Origin of the sequence: Halorussus marinus (assembly GCF_004521895.1) — an archaeon.
Taxonomy (GTDB): domain Archaea; phylum Halobacteriota; class Halobacteria; order Halobacteriales; family Haladaptataceae; genus Halorussus; species Halorussus marinus.
Genome location: NZ_SBIR01000013.1, coordinates 91,766 through 106,263, shown reverse-complemented (window position 1 = coordinate 106,263; position 14,498 = coordinate 91,766). Strand labels below are relative to the sequence as shown.

The 14,498-nt window shown below is 69.4% G+C and carries 15 protein-coding genes; 11 read left to right on the top strand and 4 right to left on the bottom strand.

The features are described from left to right. The gene (locus tag EPL04_RS15980; protein WP_134672190.1) at window positions 1–282 is read right to left on the bottom strand and encodes a MoaD/ThiS family protein; all 282 of its coding nucleotides are present in this window, start codon (window positions 280–282) and stop codon (window positions 1–3) included. Window positions 283–482: 200 nt separating this feature from the next. On the opposite strand from EPL04_RS15980, the gene EPL04_RS15975 reads away from it, so the two are divergent. The 4 genes from EPL04_RS15975 (at window position 483) to EPL04_RS18875 (ending at window position 3,636) form a co-directional block, all read left to right on the top strand. Continuing rightward, window positions 483–1,466: an NAD(P)/FAD-dependent oxidoreductase gene (locus EPL04_RS15975; RefSeq protein ID WP_134672189.1), complete on the top strand. Its 984-nt coding sequence runs from the start codon at window positions 483–485 to the stop codon at window positions 1,464–1,466. A gap of 2 nt (window positions 1,467–1,468) precedes the next feature. Continuing rightward, complete coding sequence (locus tag EPL04_RS15970; protein ID WP_134672188.1) at window positions 1,469–2,590, top strand: FecCD family ABC transporter permease; 1,122 nt, start codon at window positions 1,469–1,471, stop codon at window positions 2,588–2,590. 87 nt (window positions 2,591–2,677) lie between these two features. Continuing rightward, window positions 2,678–3,421, top strand: a complete 744-nt coding sequence (locus tag EPL04_RS15965; RefSeq protein WP_134672187.1) for an FAD-binding protein — start codon at window positions 2,678–2,680, stop codon at window positions 3,419–3,421. 47 nt (window positions 3,422–3,468) lie between these two features. After that, complete coding sequence (locus EPL04_RS18875; protein ID WP_167599499.1) at window positions 3,469–3,636, top strand: hypothetical protein; 168 nt, start codon at window positions 3,469–3,471, stop codon at window positions 3,634–3,636. Window positions 3,637–3,736: 100 nt separating this feature from the next. Here EPL04_RS18875 and dpsA read toward each other — a convergent pair whose 3' ends face one another. Continuing rightward, window positions 3,737–4,282 (bottom strand): DNA starvation/stationary phase protection protein DpsA, encoded by a 546-nt coding sequence (dpsA, locus tag EPL04_RS15960; RefSeq protein WP_134672186.1) that lies wholly within the window; start codon window positions 4,280–4,282, stop codon window positions 3,737–3,739. A gap of 153 nt (window positions 4,283–4,435) precedes the next feature. Then, entirely contained in the window at window positions 4,436–6,970 is a 2,535-nt protein-coding gene (locus EPL04_RS15955) for an efflux RND transporter permease subunit (RefSeq protein ID WP_134672185.1), read from the bottom strand. A gap of 172 nt (window positions 6,971–7,142) precedes the next feature. Here EPL04_RS15955 and EPL04_RS15950 point away from each other — a divergent pair, with 172 nt between their 5' ends. Further along, on the top strand, window positions 7,143–7,913 hold the full coding sequence (locus tag EPL04_RS15950) for an SIMPL domain-containing protein (RefSeq protein ID WP_134672184.1): 771 nt from the start codon (window positions 7,143–7,145) through the stop codon (window positions 7,911–7,913). A gap of 21 nt (window positions 7,914–7,934) precedes the next feature. On the opposite strand, the gene EPL04_RS15945 is transcribed toward EPL04_RS15950, so the two are convergent. Then, a complete protein-coding gene (locus tag EPL04_RS15945) occupies window positions 7,935–9,638 on the bottom strand; it encodes an NADH-quinone oxidoreductase subunit D (protein ID WP_134672183.1) in 1,704 nt (567 codons plus the stop codon). Between the two features lie 238 nt (window positions 9,639–9,876). Here EPL04_RS15945 and EPL04_RS15940 point away from each other — a divergent pair, with 238 nt between their 5' ends. From EPL04_RS15940 to tpiA, 6 genes are all read left to right on the top strand, one after another. After that, a complete protein-coding gene (locus EPL04_RS15940) occupies window positions 9,877–10,605 on the top strand; it encodes a hypothetical protein (RefSeq protein ID WP_134672182.1) in 729 nt (242 codons plus the stop codon). Between the two features lie 91 nt (window positions 10,606–10,696). Next, complete coding sequence (gene hisC / locus EPL04_RS15935; protein WP_134672181.1) at window positions 10,697–11,770, top strand: histidinol-phosphate transaminase; 1,074 nt, start codon at window positions 10,697–10,699, stop codon at window positions 11,768–11,770. Then, on the top strand, window positions 11,767–12,273 hold the full coding sequence (locus EPL04_RS15930; protein WP_134672180.1) for an adenylate kinase family protein: 507 nt from the start codon (window positions 11,767–11,769) through the stop codon (window positions 12,271–12,273). Before hisC ends, EPL04_RS15930 begins: the two co-directional genes overlap by 4 nt. Beyond that, window positions 12,270–12,878 carry a CDP-alcohol phosphatidyltransferase family protein gene (locus tag EPL04_RS15925; protein ID WP_134672179.1) on the top strand — a complete coding sequence of 203 codons (609 nt, stop codon included), beginning with the start codon at window positions 12,270–12,272 and terminating at the stop codon, window positions 12,876–12,878. Before EPL04_RS15930 ends, EPL04_RS15925 begins: the two co-directional genes overlap by 4 nt. A gap of 72 nt (window positions 12,879–12,950) precedes the next feature. Beyond that, on the top strand, window positions 12,951–13,475 hold the full coding sequence (locus EPL04_RS15920) for a multiprotein bridging factor aMBF1 (protein ID WP_134672178.1): 525 nt from the start codon (window positions 12,951–12,953) through the stop codon (window positions 13,473–13,475). Window positions 13,476–13,724: 249 nt separating this feature from the next. After that, window positions 13,725–14,369, top strand: a complete 645-nt coding sequence (gene tpiA, locus EPL04_RS15915; protein ID WP_134672177.1) for a triose-phosphate isomerase — start codon at window positions 13,725–13,727, stop codon at window positions 14,367–14,369. Window positions 14,370–14,498: the final 129 nt, after the last annotated feature.

The following is a 14,498-nucleotide window of genomic DNA, read 5'->3' as shown; positions in this document are numbered from 1 at the left end:
TCACGCCGCGGGGTCGCGGACGGTTCCGCCCTGCACGGCAGGGAACACCGTCAGGTCGGCGTCCGGCGGGCAGTCCTCGTCCGGTTCGACGCGCTCGCCGTCGACCGAGAGGCGCACGCTCGGTCTGAGGTCGCCGTCGTCGGCGTAGAGGTGGTCGGCCGCCCCGTGGTGGGCGTCGACGAACGCGGCGGCCGCCTCCGCGACGGTTCCGCCGGCGAACTCGACGCTGACCGTCTTCGCTCCGGTCACACCGCGTAGCGGACCGTACACGGTAACTCGCATGGGTCGACCCACGGGCCGCTTCCAGTAAAACCACCGACCCCAGCGCCCGTCGGTGGCGGCGGGGTCCGCGTTCGGTTGCCGAAGATCCGAAAGCACTTTACTGTTTTAGGTGAGCCTAAAGAACATGACGAGAGCAATCGACGGGTTCGAGAACGCGGGGCGTCGGACGGACGCCCACGGACCGATGGGGTGGGACGGCGATGACTGACGCCGACCGACCCGAGAGCGCGCCCGGAGCCGACCGGGACGTCGCGGTCGTCGGCGGCGGGCCCGCGGGCTGTTCGGCGGGCGTGTTCCTCGCCCGCGCGGGCCTCGACGTCGCGATCTTCGATCGCGGACGCTCCTCGCTCAAGCGCTGTGCCCACCTCGAAAACTACCCCGGGTTCCCGGCCGGGATCGACATCGAGACGCTGTACGACCTGCTTCACGACCACGCCGAGACCGCCGGCTGTGACGTCGTCGCCGATCTGGTCGAGTCGGTCGACCGCGCCGACCGCGGCGAGGGGTTCGTCGTGACCCCCCAAGAGGGCGACCCGATCGACGCCCGGCGAGTCGTCGCCGCGACCCGCTACGGCGGCGAGTACCTCCGCGGGCTCGACGACGAGGCGGCGATGTTCGAGACCCACGAGCACGCCGGTGAGCGCCACGAGAGCTTCGACGGTGCGTACGCCGACCGCGACGGCACGACGCCGGTCGACGGGCTCTACGTCGCCTCGCCCTCCGAGGCGGCCGACACCCAGACGGTGATGGCGGCGGGACGGGGCGCCCGGGTGGCCCGCCGGGTCGTCGCCGACGCGCGCATCGACGACGGGTGGTGGGAGGACGTCGCCGACGGCGTCGACTGGGTCCGCCGCGAGGCCGAACTCGACGACGAGTGGACCGACCGCGAGACGTGGGTCGAGTGGTTCGACGACTACCGCGCCGAGGACGCGCCGGTCGATCCCGGCTCCGACCGCTACGAGCGGGTCCGGGCGGCGGCCATCGACGACGCCCGATCGTCGTACGTCGGCCCGGCGGAGATCGAGTCGCGGGCCGCGGCCGGCCACGAGGCGCTCGCGCGCCACCTCGACGCGGATGCGATCGTCGACGCGGTCGACGAGACGGCGCTCCTCGCGGCGATGGACGACGAAGTGGTCCGCGAGTACGTCGACGCCGACGCCGATCGACCGGAGGTCGGCGAGTGACGATGGCGGGCGAAACGCCGGACGCGACCCCCGTTCGCGAGCGGTGGTCGTCGTGGTTCGACGGCCCGCTGTTCGCCCTCTGTGTGGCGAGCGTCGCGGTCGTCGTCGCGGGCGGACTCGTGCAGGTCAGCTACGGCGCCTTCTCGATGACCGTCGCCGAGGCCTGGCGGGCGGTGTTCAACCCCGCGGTGGTGTTCGACCGATTGGCGTGGGAGGCGTTCCTGTTTGGCGCCGAAGTGCCCGAGATGAGCAAACAGAGCCTCATCGTCTGGAACATCCGACTCCCGCGGGTGTTCGTCGCCGTCCTCGTCGGGATGAACCTCGCGGTCTCGGGCGCGATCTTTCAGGCGGTCACCCGCAACGAGCTCGCGAGTCCGTTCATCCTCGGAGTCTCCTCGGGGGCGGGACTGATGATCCTGCTGACGCTCGTCGTCTTCTCGGGGCTGGCGACGTTCCTGCCGATCATCGCGGCCCTCGGGGGCTCGATCGCCTTCCTGATCGTCTACGCCATCGCCTGGAAGAACGGGACCTCCCCGGTCCGGCTCGTTCTGGCCGGCGTGATCGTCGGGACGGTCTTTCAGAGCCTCCAGACCGCGATGTTCTTCTTCGCCGACGACATCGGCGTCGTCCAGTCGGCGATCGCGTGGACCACGGGGTCGCTGACCGGCACCGACTGGGAGCAGGTACGGATGGCGCTACCGTGGAGCGCGCTCGCCATGGCGCTCGCGTTGGTCAGCTCCCGGCAGTTGAACGTGCTGTTGCTCGGAGAGAGCACCGCCAAGTCGCTGGGGATGAACGTCGAGAAGGTCCGGTTCGGCCTCTCGGGGGTCGCGGTGCTCGCGGCGGCCGCCAGCATCGCGGTCGCGGGCATCGTCGGCTTCGTCGGTCTGATCGTTCCCCACATGGTCCGGAACATCGTCGGCACCGACTACAAGAAGCTGGTGGTGGGCTGTGTGTTCGCCGGACCGGCGCTGATGGTGGGCGCCGACGTCGGTGCGCGCCTCGGGATGAGCGTTCTCACCGGCGCGGACGTCCAGATTCCGGTCGGCATCGTGACGGGGCTGGTCGGCGGCCCGTACTTCCTCTACCTGATGCGGCGTCAGGACGAGATGGGCGAGATCTGAGGACTCGCCACGCGTCCGAACCCCGTCGGGAACGACCCGACGGAGCTATCGGTCCCGAGCGCGTCGACACGCTCGAACCACCCACCCATGACAACTGCACCCGATCAGGACGCGTACGACGTGATCGTCGTCGGCGGCGGAGTCGCCGGCCTCTCGGCCGGGACGTTCACCGCCCGGAACGGACTCGACACCCTCGTCGTCGACGCGGGCGGGTCCATCCTCCGGCGAAACGCGCACCTCGAAAACTTCCCGGGGTTTCCCGCCGGCGTCGACCCCCGTCGACTGCTCGATCTGCTGGGCGAGCAGGCCGAGCGGGCCGGCTGTGAGCGCCTGCAAGCGGACGTCGCCCGGGTCGAGTCGACCGCCGACGGGTTCGTCGTCGAAACGACCGACAGACACGGCTTTCGGGGCGAGTACGTCGTCGCCGCGACCAAAAACGAGACCGACTACCTCGCCGACGTCGACGGCGTCGGGATCGTCGACCGCGGGAAGACGTTCGTCGACACCGACGAGCGGGGCCGGACCGGCGTCGACGGCCTGTACGCGGCCGGGCGCCTCGCAGAGAAGCCCCATCAGGCGGTGGTCAGCGCCGGCCACGGTGCCGAGGTCGCGGTGACGTTGCTCGAAGACGACGACCGACCGTTCTACCACGACTGGGTCGCCCCGGAAGGGTACTTCACCGACCGGGGCCGGGACCTCCCGCCGGGTTGCGAGGAGATCGACGACGACGAACGTCGCGACCGAGACGCCGAGTCGCGCCGGGTACTGCGCGAGCGCTTCGACGGGCCACAGCCCGACGACCAAGAGACCCACCCGAGCCTCACGGAGTGAGCGGCGAACCGGACCCTTTTTGTTTTAGGCATGCCTAAAGGCGCGTAATGGCCGCTGGTACCCAGTCGCGTCGAGACGCCGACTCGGGCCCGACCCCCGACGAGGGCCCCGAAATATCCGTCTGCGAGAGCTGTCCCGGAACGACGGTGTTCCTCGAATCGGGCAACACCGATGGGTGGATCTCGACCGACACGACCGCCGCCGTCACCCGGTGAACCGGACGAACCCGCGAAAAAGCGACCGACGTCGAACGAAAAGCTCGGTCGAGCCTCGCTGGCTATTTTGGAACTCGTTCGAGACGACAGCGCCCGTCGTCTAGCGGGTCGCCGACTCGACCACGAGGGAGTCGTCTTCGAGGTAGTGTTCGATGTGGTGGGCGTGCTCCTCGATGACTTCGAGCTGTTCGCGGAGCATCTCGCCGGTCGCGTAGTCGCCGAGCCCCTCGGCGAGTTCGACGTGCTGGCGGTAGCTCTCGATGATGTCGCCCATCATTTCGAGGTCGTTCGCGAGCGACGTCCGGATGTCGTAGACGTCCTCGTCCTCGGGCTCGACGGTCGCGTGGGCCGCGAGAGTCGTCATGTTGGCGTGGGGAACCCCGCCCAGCGCCTGGAGGCGCTCGGCCACCTCGTCGGCCGCGTCCTCGACGTCCTCGTAGACCTCTTGGAGGAAGACGTGGACGTCGAGGAACTCGGCGCCCTCGACGTTCCAGTGGTGCTTGTGGAGCTGGTGGTACAGGACGTACGCGTCCGCGAGGTCGGCGTTCAGCGCTTCGACGATCTGTTCGGCCTTCTCCTCGTCGAGACGGAGCGAGTTCTCCTCGACGGTACCTGCCTCTTGTCGGACGGTTTTCTGGGTGTTCATTACAGTTCGTACTACACCGTCAAGCCCCTTATACTTTCCTAATTCGGAAAACAATCTTTCGGGTTGTCTAAAACTCGTTTTCGTTCGGAGAACCGCGCGACGGTCTCGGACGGCTCACGACCGGGCGAAGGCCCCGGCGTCCGGTCCGGTCGATCAGTCGCTCGGCGTGCCACCGGGCGAATCGGCCTCGACGAGCGAACTCGCCCCGACGCGACGGGCCCAGATCAGCAGCATGCTCGGGAACACGAACACGCTCACGACGAACGACAGCGAGAGCCCGAGCACGACGAGCATCCCGAAGGCCCGGATCTGGGGACTGACGTGAAGCAGTAGCGTCCCGAACGCGCCCCCGGAGGTGAGCGTGCTCCCGAGCAGGGCGCCGCCCGTGCCGGTGACCGCGTTCCTGAGCGCGGCGACCGGCGCGTGGCCCCGATCGAGCTCCTGCGCGAAGCGGTCGCTGACGTGGATGTTGTAGTCGACCCCGAGCCCGACGATCAGGCTCATCAGCAGGGCGGTCACGAACGTCACCGGCGTGCCAGACAGATACATCCCGCCGAGCACCAGCCCGATGACGAGTCCGATCGGGACGACCGTGAGCGCCCCGAGGGTCGCGCTCCCCTCGGTGAGCCGGTAGCTGATCGCGAGCATGATCCCGATGACCCCGAGCGCGAGCAACATCGTCCGGACGATGCCGTCGGCCATCTGGCCGAGTTCGGCGTTCGCGAACGTCGCCTGTCCGACCGGGGTCGCGGTCAGCGCCTCGCCGGCCTCGACGGTGGCCGCGATCCCGTGCATCGCCTCTGCGCGATCGTCGACCTCGAGGCCCTGCTCGACCGGCACGAGCACTCGGAGCGAACGGAACTCCCCGCCGCGCCGTTCGAGCACCTGACTCGCGCGCTCGGGGGCGGCGTCGTACAGCGCGGCGTACACTGCCTCCACGTCTCGTTCGGGCACGCCGTCGCCGTCGGTGTCGGCCGCCCGGAGCGTCTCGGCGAACTCGCGGTCGGTCGCCGCGACCGACCGCATGACCGACAGCGGCGAGACCACCGCGGCGCCCCCGCCGCGTTCGAACACCGCGTCCCGACCGTTCGCGTCTTCGACCCCGGCGGCGACCCGGTCGAGCGCCGCGGGGTCGGTCACCTCGCCCTCGACCAGTATCATGGTCATCCGGCGATTTCGGTCGGCCGACTGGTAGGCGTCCTCGACGTACTGCTGATGGCGGTAGTACGGGTCGTCGGTGGCCTCCCACGCGAGAGGCCCCGGGAGCTCGGTCTTCCACTCGGCGACGTCGCTCGACGTCTGGTAGGCCTGCCGGTCGATGTCGGTCCACGCGACCGCGCCGCCGGCGCCCGCGACGACCGCGAGCACGATCACGACCGGCGCCGCCTTCCGGGCGGCCGCGACGCCGGCGCCCAACACCGGTCGCAGGTACCGGCCCTTACCGAGCGCGGGCTTGCGCCGGTTGAAGCCGACCCGTTCGAGGAGTCCGTCGACGCTCACCTTCAGCGCGGGCACGAGCGTCGTGAACACCACGAGCGCGGAGACGACCCCGAGCGTGATCCCGACCCCGAGCTGTCTGATGACCCCCATCGGGCTGGTGATGTTCGCGAGGAAGCCGACCCCCGCGGTCACCGTCACCAGCACGAACGCGACCCCCACCGACGACAGCGCCCGTCCCATCGGGCGTCGAACGCCCTCGTCGGCGCCGCGCTGTTCGCGGTAGCGCATGAAGACGTGCAGCCCGTAATCGATGCTCAGCCCCGTGATCAACACCGGGCCGATGATCGCGGTCATCCCGGCGGGGATCGACAGCCAGCCGAGGATTCCGAACATCCACAGGACCGACACCACCACGCCGACGAAGCCCACGACCACGTCCACGAGGTCACGGTAGGCGAACCCGAGGACCGCGAGGATGAAAAGCAACGCCGCCGGGAGGATCAGCTCCGCGGTGTCGGCGTTCTGTTGGCGGTAGTAGGAGGCCGCGGCGTGATCGCCCGTGGTGAAGTAACCGGCTTCCGAGCGCTCCTGGGCGGCCTCGTACAGCGCCCGCTGAGCGTCGGCGGGCGGAGCCGGCGCCCGGTTTGTGGCGCCGTCGGCCGTCTCGAACTCGAAGACCATCCGGCGGCTCTCCGCGCTCGCGGTTCCGGGCTCGTAGCTGTCGGGCACGAGTTGGAGCGCCGCCGAGCCCTCGGCGAGCGAGTCGGCGACGAGCTGTCGGACCTCGCGGTCGCTCAGCCCGTCGAGCGCCCGGATCTGTGCGTCGAGCCCGGCACTCGGGTCGCCGGCCGCCCGCTTGCCGACGACGTTCGAGACGCCGAGGACGCCGTCGCCGGCGAGCGCGCCCGCGACCGACTCGTTGTCCCGCACCGCCCGCTGGTAGCGCAACGATGCGACCAGCGAGTCCTTCGAGAGGACGTTGCCGCCGTCGGTCCGGACGTAGACCGAGGACCTCGTGGTGTTTGCGGTCCGGTTCTCCTCGCCGCCGTAGTGGCGGCTCATGTAGTCGGCTTTCTGTGCGACCTGCGTGTCGCCGAACGCGTCGCTGTCGGTCTGGGCCGACCCCTGCATCTGGAGCTGGGTGATCCCGCCCGCGACGCCGGCGGTCAACAGCAACATCACGACGAGGACCGCGCGGTTGCGGTCGGTCACGACGTCGACGAGTCGATTCAGCGTGTCTCGTATCATCGGACACGCGGACCGACGACACGGTACTCAAAAAAGCCGGAACCACAGTTTCAGACTCAGCAACTGCGGGCCGCCCGGTTCGATCGGGGTCGAGGCGCGATCCAACCGTGAGTCAAACGCGCGTTTCACCTTACCGAGCGTATTAGGCCACAGCCGGCGTCTATCGACGTGTATGTCGACGAAACGAACCGTCATCTCGGTTTTCGCGGCCGTCCTCCTGACCGCGGGCTGTCTCGGCGCCGCCGCCCCGCTCGGCGGTGCGGACTCACCTGCCCCGAACTCGACCGCCCCGCCGACCAATCAGACCGGCGCCGACGCCACGGTCAGGGTCGGCGCGTCCGGCGAAGCGACCGCCGATCCCGACCGCGCGGTCGCGGCCGTCGGCGTCGAAGCGACCGCGGCCGACGCCGAGACCGCCCGCCAGCGGGTCGCCGAGAACGTCTCGACGCTCCGGGACGCGCTCGCGGCCGCCGGGATCGAAGACGATCAGGTGACGACCCGCCACTACGCGATCCGACAGGTCCACGAGTCGAAGCGCTCGGAGTCGACGCCCACGCGCTACGAGGCCGTCCACTCGTTCGAAGTGCGCATCTCGGACGTCGACGCGGTCGGGTCGGTCATCGAGACGGCGGTCGACAACGGCGCGACGAACGTCGGTCGCGTCGAGTTCACCCTCTCCGAGGAGACCCGCACCGAGCTCCGCGAGGAGGCGCTGGCCGCCGCGATGGACAGCGCTCGGGGCGACGCCGAGACCCTCGCGTCGAACGCGAATCTCAGCCTCGCCGGCGTCACGTCGGTCTCGACGTCCGACGTGCGCGTCCAGCCCTACCGCGCGGAGGCCGAGATGGCCGCCGACGGCGCGGCGACGAGCATCGAGTCGGGCCCCGTCTCGGTCCACGCGCAGGTGCAGGTCGCCTACGCGGCGACCGAAGCGTCCGAGTGACGACCGCGGGGCGGGGTCGGACTACCGGTCGACCGACCCGAGCACGATGTCGAGACTCCCCAGCGACGCCACCAGATCGGGGACGTACTCGCCCTCCGACATCGCCTCCAGCGCGTGGAGGTTGTTGAAACACGGGCTTCGGATCTTGAACCGGGCGGGCTGGGAGGTGCCGTCCGACCGGATGTAGATGCCCATCTCGCCCTTCGCGGCCTCGACCGCCCGGTAGATCTCGGTGTCGGGGTCTGGCTTGATCGTCCGGGGGACGTTCGACTGGATCGTCCGCTCGTCCTCGGGCCAGTCTTCGAGCAGGTCGAGACACTGCCGGATGATCTTCGCGGACTCCTCGACCTCCTGTAGTCGGACCAGCACGCGGGCGTAGTTGTCGCCGTGGGGCTCGGTCACGACGTTCCAGTCGAGCTCGTCGTAGTAGCCGTAGGGGTCGTCTCGCCGGAGGTCGTAGTCGACGCCCGATCCGCGGGCGACCGGCCCGGTACAGCCGTAGGCCTTGGCGGTCTCGGCGTCGATGACGCCGGTGTCGACCGTCCGCTTCTGGAAGATCTCGTTTCGGGTCATCATGTCGTGGTACTCCTCGACGTGCTCGGGCAGTTCGTCGAGGAAGTCCCGGACCTTGGCGAACCACTCCTCGCGCGGCTCGGGGATGTCCCAGACGACCCCGCCGAGCCGGAAGTAGTTGAACATCATCCGCTGGCCCGTGAGGTCTTCGAGGATGTTCTGGACGATCTCCCGGTCCCGGATCGCGTACATGAAGATGGCGGTGAAGTCGCCGTACACGTCGAGCGCGAACGTCCCGGCCGCGATCATGTGGCCCATGATGCGACCGAACTCCACCGCCATGGTCCGGAGGACTTGGGCGTACTCCGGGACGTCGATGTCCGCGAGGTCCTCCGCGACGCGCGCGTAGGCCCACTCGTTCGGGATGTTCGCGGTGTAGTCCCACCGGTCGGGGTAGGGCATGATCTGGTACCGGTAGTTTTTGGTCTGACACATCTGCTCTTCACACCGGTGGAGGTAACCGATGTCTGGGTCGACGTCGGCGACCTGCTCGCCGTCCAGCACCGTCTTGAGGTGGAGCACGCCGTGGGTCGCCGGGTGGTGGGGCCCGATGTTGAGAAACATCGTGTCGGAGTCCGACGACCCGTCCGATTCCTCGCCCGAGGCGGTCTCGCGCTTGGTTTCGGCGAGGGGGTTGACGTGCTCTTTCAGCGTCACCACCTGCGGCCGGTCCTGATCGTAGTCTTTGCTTAAGGGGTGGCCCTGCCACGTCTCGGGCAGGAGGATGCGCCGGAGATCGGGGTGGCCCTCGTACTCGATACCGACGAGGTCGTAGGCCTCTCGCTCGTGCCACTCGGCGGTCTTGTACACGCCCGAAGCCGATCGGTGGACCGGGCGCTCGCGACCCACCGGGACGACGACGTTGACCTCCTGAGTGGGATCGTCGTACTTCCGGAGGTGATAGATGCTCTCGTAGCGGTCTTCGTACTCTTGAGCCGTGAGACACGAGAGGTGGTCGAACCCCGCCTCTCGCTTGAGCGCCCCCAGAACGCTCTCGACGTCGTCGGGTCGGATCACGAACGACTCGGCGTTGAGGTGGGTCTCACGCCTCACTACCCGGTCGCCGAGCATCGCCTCGATGGCGTCGTAGTCGACGCGTTCGAGTCTCGGTACCTCCGCCGCGCCGGAGTCGGTCTCTGATGGGTCACTCATTGTGAATCACTGCGGCGGGACGGCCCGCGACCCGGGCGTGGTCGGTCGCGGCGTCGTTCCCACTCCCCGATAGGGCTACCCGGCTGACGCCATTAGGACTACCGTCTGTCTCCGGTCGGTTCGTCCGCGAAAAATTGTCCGGTTCCGAGTCGCGGGCTCAGTACTGCGGTTGCTCGCGGCGCTCGTCGCGTCGCCCGCCGCTCTGAGGTCCCTCTCGGTGGCGCTTTGACTCCCCGCCGTGGCGCTCGCCGGCTTGGTGGCCCTCGCTACGCATCGCGGTCTGCTGGACCGGGCTCAAACTCCCCTCGGAGCGCCCGCCGTACTGATTCTGCTCGCCGCGGCTCTGTTGGCCGTGCTGAGGCTGTTGACCGTGCTGGCCCTGCTGACTCTGTCGCTCGTGCTGGGGCTGTTGACCGCGCTGGCCGTGGACGGACTGGCCGCGTTCGCCGTGCTGGCCCGGTTGGCCGCCCTGTCGCCCGGTCTGTTGGTGCTCGCCCTGCCGGCCGGACTGCTGGCCACGCCGTCGGCCGTACCGCCGGCTCCGACCGCCGCCCTGCTGGTGCTGACCTGCCTCGCGGTGCTGGCCGCCCTGCTCGCCCACCTGCTGGCGGCCGTGTTCGTCGATATCTCGCCCGCCGCGCTGGTGCTGGCCGCCCTGCTGGCCGTGCTGGGACTGTCGCGACTGCTGGCCGCGCTGGGATTGGTGGTGCTCACCGTGCTGGGACTGCTGGCGGCGACCGCCCTGCTGTTCGTGACCGCGCTGGCGTCGTCCCCGTCCGGTCGACTCGCTTCGTCGGCTCTCCGTGCTTCGTTTTCGGCCGCCGCCGGAGTACCGGCCACCCTCGTTCTGTCGGTTCCCCCGGTCGCGACGGTTCTGTTCGCCGGTCGTTCCCCGCTGATTCTGATTCTGTCGTGCCATCGTTCGGACCTCCGTCGGGAGGGTCGCCACGATTTTGCTTATGTGTAGTGGGCGGAGGCTGACAACACGCGCCACGGGCGTCGGGTCCCGACCGTCGCAGGTGGGCACTCTTAAGACGCGGCGCACACACCTCTCGGACATGGAACCACGGGATCTCTCTTCGCACACCGTGTATCAGGCCGGACGGGGCGTCGAGGAGGTGGCCCGCGAACTCGGGCTCGACCCCGACGACCTGGTGAAACTCGCGTCGAACGAGAACCCCTTCGGCCCGAGCCCGGCCGCCGTGGAGGCGATCAAGGCGGCGGCCGAGTCGGCCAACTCCTACCCGAAGGCCTCCCACGCCGACCTGACCGAGAAGCTCGCCGACGAGTGGGGCGTCGCTCCGAGCCAGATCTGGCTCGGCAACGGCGGCGACGGGGTGCTCGATTACCTCGCGCGCGCGGCGCTCGACCCTGGCGACAGAGTGCTGGTCCCCGAGCCCGGGTTCGCCTACTACGCGATGAGCGCGCGCTTTCACCACGGCGAAGTCGCCGAGTACCGCCTCTCGAAGGCCGACGACTTCGCGCTCGACGCCGAGACGGTCCTCGGCGACTACGACGGCGAGCGCGTCGTCTACCTCACCAGCCCGCACAACCCCACAGGCGGGCGATTCTCGCTCGACGCCGTCGCGACCATCGCCGACGAGACCGACGAGGAGACGCTCGTGCTCGTCGACGAAGCTTACGGCGAGTTCGCCGACGGGCCGAGCGCGGTCGAACTCGTCGACGAACGCGACGACGTGGCGGTCCTCCGGACGTTCTCGAAGGTGTACGGGCTCGCCGGCGTCCGACTCGGGTACGGCGTCGTCCCCGAGGAGTGGGCCGACGCCTACGCCCGAGTGAACACGCCGTTCGCCGCCAGCGAGATCGCGTGTCGGGCGGGCCTCGCGGCGCTCGACGACGGCGCCCACGCCGAGAAGACCGTCGAGACCGCGGCGTGGGCCCGAGAGTACATGTCCGAGACGCTCGACGCGCCGACGTGGGAGAGCCACGGCAACTTCGTGCTCGCGGAGGTCGGGGACGCCGAGGCGGTCGCCGACCAACTCCAGCGTCGAGGCGTCATCGTCCGCGATTGCAGTAGCTTCGGGCTCCCCGAGTGCGTCCGGATCACCTGCGGCACGAAAGCCGAGACGCGGCGGGCGGTCGCCGAGTGCAACGAGGTGCTCGCGGAGTGAGCGTCGCGGTCACAGGCACCCCCGGCACCGGGAAGACCTCCGCGGTCGAGGCCCTCGACACCGACCTCGACGTGGTCCACCTCAACGAACTGATCCGCGAGGCCGACCTCTGGACCGAGCGCGACGCCGATCGCGACAGCCTCGTCGCCGACCTCGACGCGGTTCGCGAGCGCCTCGCCGGTCGCGAGGAGCTCCTCGTGGAGTCGCACCTCGCGCACAATCTGGACGTCGACCGGGTCGTCGTCCTCCGGTGTCACCCCGAGGAGCTACGACGGCGCCTCACCGAGCGGGGCGAAGCCGACGAGAAAGCCGCCGAAAACGCAGAGAGCGAGGCGCTCGACGTGATCCTCTCGGAGGCCGTGGCCGAGCACGGCATCGAGAACGTCTACGAGATCGAGACCACCGACCGGACGCCCGAGGAGGTCGCCGGGGAGATCGCGGCGGTGCTGGCGGGCGAACGCGAACCGAGCGCCGGCGAGGTCGACTACCTCGAATACCTATGACTCTCGACCAGCTCCGACCGGTCGCCGACCGACTGCTCGGGCCGTTCGTCTCGCTGTCGACCCGGCTCGGGCTGACCCCCGACGCGATCAGCGTGGTGGCGTTCGCGCTGGCGGCCGCGGCGGGCGCGACCTTCTACCGCGGCGGCGCCGAGCCGGCGTGGTACCTCCTCGGCGCGGTGCTCGTGTTCCTCAACGGCTGGCTCGACCTGCTCGACGGCGCGCTGGCCCGCGAACTCGGCACCGACTCGGTGGCGGGCGACATGCTCGATCACGTCCTCGACCGCTACGCGGATATCGTCATCATCGCCGGGCTGGCCGCCGGCGTCGACCGATACGCGCTCGGCCTCGCCGCGGTGACGGGCGTCCTGATGACCTCCTATCTCGGCACGCAGGCGCAGGCGGTCGGGCTCGATCGGGTGTACGGCGGACTGCTCGGTCGGGCCGATCGCCTCGCGCTCGTCGGCGCTACCGGCGCGCTCGCGGCGTTCGTGACCGCGACGCCCGGCGGCGTGTCGCTGGTCGGCTGGCTACTGGTCGTGTTCGCGGTCGTGGGTCACTTCACGGCGCTCCAGCGGTTCTACTACTCGTGGCGGGCGCTCGCCTGACCGGCCGAACACGCCGCCGGCGTCGCCGCCCGCAGCGTGGAATTTAAGAGCGCACGCGAACTACCTCCGGGCATGGTTCAGTGTGAGATGTGTGGTGCCGAGACGGGCTCGCCGAAGACCATCAAGGTCGAGGGGGCCGAGTTGGACGTTTGTGACAACTGCTCGGACTTCGGGACCGAGGTGAAGACCCAGCAGGACACCGGCTCCACGTCGACGAAGTACTCAACGTCCTCGTCGTCCTCGGGCGGCTCGTCGTCGTCGAGTACTTCGTCGAGTTCGTCGCGGTCGCGGCGCTCGGACATGTTCGACGACATGGACGAGATCGCCCAGGACTACGACGAGCGCGTCCGGAACGCCCGCGAGACCGCGGGCCTGAGTCAGGAGGATCTCGCCAACGACCTCAACGAGAAGGCCAGCCTCATCCGGAAGATCGAGCGCGGCGACATGCTCCCCAGCGACGAGGTCCAGGAGAAGCTCGAATCCGAACTCGACATCAGCCTCACCGCCGGCGCCTCCCCCGACGAGGACGAAGACTGGGACGGCGGCAGTTCGACCGGCGAGTACACCCTCGGCGACGTCGTGAAGCGGAAGGACTAGGCCACGAGCTTTTCTTCGGGCGCGCCGAGAGACGCGGCGCGCCCGAAGAAAAGCTCGATCAAAACCACTGCGGGCCTCCCGCTGGTCAGCCCTCGGACCGCTCGCTCACTGCGTTCGCTCGCGGAACTACTGATACTCTCTTTGTGGACTGTTGGGGTTCGCTCGTTCGGCTTTGGTTCTGCGGTCGCACCCGATCGGCTCTCTTCGTTCTCGCAACCTATTAGTCGCGGCCCGGCGGACCTTTCGGGTATGCAAATCGTCGTCAATCTCAAGGCGTACCCCTGCGACCCGGTCGAGATCGCGACCGCCGCCCGCGACGCGAGCGAGGCGGCCGGCGTCCCGATCGCCGTCGCGCCACAGGCCGCCCACATCGAACGCGTCGCCGAGACGGGCGTCGAGACGTGGGCCCAGCACGTCAGCGGCGTCGGGCACGGCAGTCACACCGGCTCGACGCTGGCGGCGGCCGCCGCCGAGGCGGGAGCGACCGCCACGCTTCTCAACCACTCCGAGCGCCGGCTGACGCTCGCGGACATCGACGACGCGCTGTCGGCGGCCGACCGCGCGGGCCTCGAGACCTGCGTCTGTGCGAACAACCCGGCCCAGATCGGCGCGGTCGCCGCGCTCGGCCCCGACGCGGTCGCGGTCGAGCCTCCCGAGCTCATCGGCTCAGGCACGCCGGTCAGTCAGGCCGACCCCGACGTGGTGACCGACGCGGTGGCGGCCGCCGAGGCGGTCGACGACTCGGTGTCGGTCTACTGCGGCGCGGGCATCTCGACCGGCGAGGACCTGGTGGCCGCGGGCGACCTCGGCGCGGAGGGCGTCTTGCTCGCCAGCGGCGTCGCGAAGGCAGACGACCCCGAGGCGGCGCTCGAAGAGCTGGTCGCGCCGCTGTAACGCTGTCGGAGGCTGTCGAGAGGGCGACCCGCCGATTGGTCGGCGTCACGAAATTTGGCAGTCGGCGCGTCGACTTCGAGCCGGCGCTCTCGGCCGTTCGATCGGCCTTCGAGCACAAGTCGGCGTTCG

Excerpts from the sequence above, each read along its gene's own strand:
- EPL04_RS15980 (WP_134672190.1), bottom strand. The coding sequence starts at position 282 with ATGCGAGTTACCGTGTACGGTCCGCTACGCGGTGTGACCGGAGCGAAG.
- EPL04_RS15975 (WP_134672189.1), top strand. The coding sequence starts at position 483 with ATGACTGACGCCGACCGACCCGAGAGCGCGCCCGGAGCCGACCGGGAC.
- EPL04_RS15970 (WP_134672188.1), top strand. The coding sequence starts at position 1,469 with ATGGCGGGCGAAACGCCGGACGCGACCCCCGTTCGCGAGCGGTGGTCG.
- EPL04_RS15965 (WP_134672187.1), top strand. The coding sequence starts at position 2,678 with ATGACAACTGCACCCGATCAGGACGCGTACGACGTGATCGTCGTCGGC.
- EPL04_RS18875 (WP_167599499.1), top strand. The coding sequence starts at position 3,469 with ATGGCCGCTGGTACCCAGTCGCGTCGAGACGCCGACTCGGGCCCGACC.
- dpsA (WP_134672186.1), bottom strand. The coding sequence starts at position 4,282 with ATGAACACCCAGAAAACCGTCCGACAAGAGGCAGGTACCGTCGAGGAG.
- EPL04_RS15955 (WP_134672185.1), bottom strand. The coding sequence starts at position 6,970 with ATGATACGAGACACGCTGAATCGACTCGTCGACGTCGTGACCGACCGC.
- EPL04_RS15950 (WP_134672184.1), top strand. The coding sequence starts at position 7,143 with ATGTCGACGAAACGAACCGTCATCTCGGTTTTCGCGGCCGTCCTCCTG.
- EPL04_RS15945 (WP_134672183.1), bottom strand. The coding sequence starts at position 9,638 with ATGAGTGACCCATCAGAGACCGACTCCGGCGCGGCGGAGGTACCGAGA.
- hisC (WP_134672181.1), top strand. The coding sequence starts at position 10,697 with ATGGAACCACGGGATCTCTCTTCGCACACCGTGTATCAGGCCGGACGG.
- EPL04_RS15925 (WP_134672179.1), top strand. The coding sequence starts at position 12,270 with ATGACTCTCGACCAGCTCCGACCGGTCGCCGACCGACTGCTCGGGCCG.
- EPL04_RS15920 (WP_134672178.1), top strand. The coding sequence starts at position 12,951 with ATGGTTCAGTGTGAGATGTGTGGTGCCGAGACGGGCTCGCCGAAGACC.
- tpiA (WP_134672177.1), top strand. The coding sequence starts at position 13,725 with ATGCAAATCGTCGTCAATCTCAAGGCGTACCCCTGCGACCCGGTCGAG.